Here is a 3,783-nt window from a genome sequence, read left to right as displayed (position 1 = left end):
ATGTATTTATGTATTTATGTATTTATGTATTTATGTATTTATGTATTTATTCTTTGTTTTTGATCCAAAACGATACGGCTTCTTCAACGATTTCACCCATATCTTTTCCTTCATTCACAGCTAATAGCTTTAATTTTTTATGGAATTCAGGGTTCAATTTAGTCGTGAAAGGTTGAGTACGTTTAGATTTTGGACGACCTACTTTTTTCTTCAATGATGCACTATTTGGTGCATGTTCAGGTAAGTCGAGGTTTCCTTTTACTTCATCGATAGATGGAGGTGAACCCAACTTACTTTTCTTTTTTTTGGCTTTACTAAAATCAGTCATAATAGATCCACAATAGATTGAACAAGCTTCTCAGATTTTTCATTCATTTTTTTATACGATGTTTCCGTCACAGATCGACCTAAATTCTGAGCTTGCCTATAAGCAGGTTTTTCATATAAACAACCATCCAAAACATCATATCCCGCTTCTGATATGTATTCTCTACAAGCTTGTTCTTCCGACTCTGTACCAATTCTACAAAGCGCAATTTTAAGCTTACTCTTAGGTATACCTTTTTTAACTAACTCATGGAATTTTAGAATCGCTGGCTCTAAATCATCAGAACTAGCACCTGTTGGCTGAACAACAAGATCAGCACTTTGAGCAATCATAAGAGATGCTTCACTTGATCGAGCAGGGCCATCAATAATAAATAGATCATATTTATCAGATCTAGAAAGAGCATTTTTTGCTGTTTTGAATGATTCTACGGAAAGATGTTTCATTGGCAAATTAGATTGCATTCTACGTCTTAACCAATTCGTAGTCGTAGCTTGTTGAATGTCCAAATCTGCTACTTTAGTATCAAGACCTTCCGAAGCAGCTTCAATAGCCAATGCTCTTGAAAGGGTACTTTTACCAACCCCACCTTTTTGAGAAATAAAACCTACAATTATTGTCATAATCCCACTTATATAATTTTGTACTTACATGAATACATATTTACATAAGTATGAAATTATATAAATATAGAATTAAAATTATAGCCGAAATTTATATACTAAGAATAGTCTGAGAATAAATTAAGAATGAAATATAGGTATCAAGGTAATCAATCAATTAGAACATAGTAGATTAAAGGAAGAGTGCCCTACAGGGACAGGGAGAGAGGGATATATAGAACGATAGCGGATGATACCCTATTTTTTTATATGGGTTTTAAGGTCAGACCAATACCTCTTAACGGTAACAATAGAATATCCTGATTCACAGCTCACTAGTTTCTGTGTGACCTTTTTATTATCAACCAACAAGTTGTCAATCGTAGCTTTCAACGTTTCCAGCGTGCCTAAACGGCGCTTCTCGTTAGTTGTATTACCTGCGGTTGATTGTCGTTTTTTGATTTCTAAAGGAGTGAGTCTTTCTTTATCTGAAACTAAATAACTACCATCTAAATTAAGCTGCTCTTCGATGTACCACTTAAGCTTTCCTTTTGTATACCTGTTTTTTTTATCTTTTGCTGATGACAACACACGCTCTAATTCGACATGATTATGCTCAAAACCAATCAACTCGTCATTAAGTTCTTTGATCGACTTTAATGCGATTTGTCATATTATTGTCATATAGCTTAGATATGATCTTTAAAAGCTCTGGTAGCCCAGTACGAGATAATAACCTCCAGAAAAAGGAGTAGGGAAACTTTTCAACCCGAAGGGCGCGATAGCGCACCCAAGTTGCGAGGTTGACTAGGGCTTTAATTTCTCAATAGGTTACGAAATATATAATTTATTATATACCAAGTTAATGCTAACGTAACATATTGATTTTTCAAAATATAGTTCTGTATTTATTCGTAATAGATACATTACTCTAATGAAGGAAAAACAATGAAAAAAATAGAAAATATATCAACAGGGAATCCATTGAAAATAGACTTCGATTTCGAAGATCCTGAACAACTAGATTATTTAAAATATCTAGCTAAAAATAACTACAAACTTTTTCTTTACAAGGCCTCAAGTATTTCCATAGATGGCGGTATTCCAGTGTGGATATCAATCCCTTTTAGTAAAATTTATGGAGAATTCACTATTACCCACACACCGTTGTATAGAGTTTATGTTGGCAGACAAATAGAAAGTGAATCTGGCACTGATATTGAGGTAAAATCAGAATCAGGTACTCTAGAACTTGGCACGTCTCTTCAAGTTGATCAATTTGGGCAATTTAGTGTTATTGGTGCCGCAGTATCCCTTGGGGCTATTGAGGTATTAAGTTTAATGCCAGATAATACAATAATAGGATTAGAAACTTCTTCAAATTCAACATCTACAGCCTCTGAATTTACTCCATTTTGTGCTCAAGAGGTGCCTCCCGAGAATACTATTTCAATAGAGCCAAAAGAAAATATATTGATATTTGCTGGCAAAGATGAAGGCACGGTTGGTTCCGTAAGATCGGTGACAAGTGCACCAGGGTGTGTTTTTAAATATGATAGTGAACATACTACATTCCCTCTTGAAATAACATATCCAGACTATGGAATCTCTTCCAGAGTAGATGATCCTAATGTTATTCACACGGAATCGGGAGATAATATAATAAAGTTGCTTAACCCTTATCCCGCTTCCTGCCATGGCTGATCTGCTTTGTGCTCATTCTGTGGCGGACGCAGGGCGTCTGGGACGATGCAGGAAATAGCGGTCGCGTTAATTTTTTTCCGCTTGCTTGGGCCGGGATGCCCAAAACAAGCTTTCGCAAAAATAGCGACTCCCCGATGTTTGGGTATATACTTCGCCCGGTCACGGATGCGGAATTAATAGCGAGTTGATTTTAGACGATAGCAAGGAGCTGAAACAGGCGCATAGCAATCTACATAATTGTTTCAGAAACACAGCCGTTAGAAATCCGCATCTATGACCGCGCGTATACCATGGTTCCTCATAGGAATCGGCAGGATACGTTAATTTCTAATTAACTCATCATACTCTACACGACCCCATGAATAATAAAATAGAAAATATTAGATTTTTGCCAGGCGATATTATAAGCACCACTACCAATTTAATTCAAGCTGGGAAGGCTGCCAAAGATTTCTTAGATGGTGAACACTTATGTATTTCTGCAAGTAACTATTGTGTTGATTTATTAATTTTAGATTCTTTTATTTGTGATGATATGGTCCATTCTTCCAGATCTGTACCACATAAAGACATTTTATTTAAGAATGAAATTGATTCTGGTATGTTCGTAGTGAACACTTTTAATAAATCAAAATCATCATTTTTGTATCTTATTGAATTAGGGAAGGATCAATATTCATTCTTAATTAACTATAATTGGGATACTTCTTCCAAAGGAAGTGGATCAATTATACTTACTGGAAAAGGACTAGAGGTAAGAAGGGATTTAGTGTTCTATAAGAGAGCATATATTACAGAAGAAAATTTGGATTTCAGGGTCACTGTATTCGCTACAGGAGGATTTCTTCAAATGGCTATTATACCGCCGCGGGCAGCGATGGATGGTAGCATCCAATAGGCGGTGTGGAGGCTCGTTCGCTGAAAATCCTAGAAACGGAGCTCTTTTAGCGAAGGTGGAGGCAAAATAAAAGGCCATCCGACACGGCGTCAAGGGTTCTGTCGCAATAATTATTAAAAGCGCTGAGCTCCTGGCCTTCAGGCATAACTATCCTGCTAAAGCCATAAACTGCTTATGAGCAGGAGTATTTTCCTCAGACAGTTGTCCCTTTCGGATCATATGTGCCGTTTCAATTCCATCAATTGTTGCTT

Annotated in this window: 6 protein-coding genes and 1 pseudogene; 3 read left to right on the top strand and 4 right to left on the bottom strand. The window is 36.4% G+C overall.

Annotation, left to right across the window (positions count from 1 at the left end; all coding sequences use genetic code 11):
• Positions 1-46: 46 nt before the first annotated feature.
• The 3 genes from CDZ78_RS19175 to CDZ78_RS19165 all read right to left on the bottom strand — a co-directional run bounded on the left by CDZ78_RS19175 (position 47) and on the right by CDZ78_RS19165 (position 1,560).
• Positions 47-328 carry an RH3 domain-containing protein gene (locus CDZ78_RS19175; protein WP_087871402.1) on the bottom strand — a complete coding sequence of 94 codons (282 nt, stop codon included), beginning with the start codon at positions 326-328 and terminating at the stop codon, positions 47-49.
• Complete coding sequence (locus CDZ78_RS19170; RefSeq protein ID WP_087871401.1) at positions 325-951, bottom strand: ParA family protein; 627 nt, start codon at positions 949-951, stop codon at positions 325-327. Before CDZ78_RS19170 ends, CDZ78_RS19175 begins: the two co-directional genes overlap by 4 nt.
• A 237-nt stretch (positions 952-1,188) precedes the next feature.
• The gene (locus tag CDZ78_RS19165) at positions 1,189-1,560 is read right to left on the bottom strand and encodes a hypothetical protein (protein ID WP_087871400.1); all 372 of its coding nucleotides are present in this window, start codon (positions 1,558-1,560) and stop codon (positions 1,189-1,191) included.
• Positions 1,561-1,878: 318 nt separating this feature from the next.
• Here CDZ78_RS19165 and CDZ78_RS19160 point away from each other — a divergent pair, with 318 nt between their 5' ends.
• The 3 genes from CDZ78_RS19160 to CDZ78_RS19155 all read left to right on the top strand — a co-directional run bounded on the left by CDZ78_RS19160 (position 1,879) and on the right by CDZ78_RS19155 (position 3,532).
• Positions 1,879-2,634, top strand: a complete 756-nt coding sequence (locus tag CDZ78_RS19160; protein ID WP_087871399.1) for a hypothetical protein — start codon at positions 1,879-1,881, stop codon at positions 2,632-2,634.
• Positions 2,635-2,642: 8 nt separating this feature from the next.
• The gene (locus tag CDZ78_RS21485; RefSeq protein ID WP_140414228.1) at positions 2,643-2,822 is read left to right on the top strand and encodes a hypothetical protein; all 180 of its coding nucleotides are present in this window, start codon (positions 2,643-2,645) and stop codon (positions 2,820-2,822) included.
• Positions 2,823-2,992: 170 nt separating this feature from the next.
• Positions 2,993-3,532 (top strand): hypothetical protein, encoded by a 540-nt coding sequence (locus CDZ78_RS19155; protein WP_087871398.1) that lies wholly within the window; start codon positions 2,993-2,995, stop codon positions 3,530-3,532.
• A 147-nt stretch (positions 3,533-3,679) separates the two neighbouring features.
• On the opposite strand, the pseudogene CDZ78_RS24600 reads toward CDZ78_RS19155, so the two are convergent.
• Positions 3,680-3,783 (bottom strand): annotated as a pseudogene (locus CDZ78_RS24600) (IS6 family transposase); the annotation flags it as partial.

It is taken from the genome of Bathymodiolus platifrons methanotrophic gill symbiont (assembly GCF_002189065.1).
Lineage (GTDB): Bacteria > Pseudomonadota > Gammaproteobacteria > Methylococcales > Methylomonadaceae > Methyloprofundus.
This window is presented reverse-complemented; position numbering and strand designations above follow the sequence as displayed.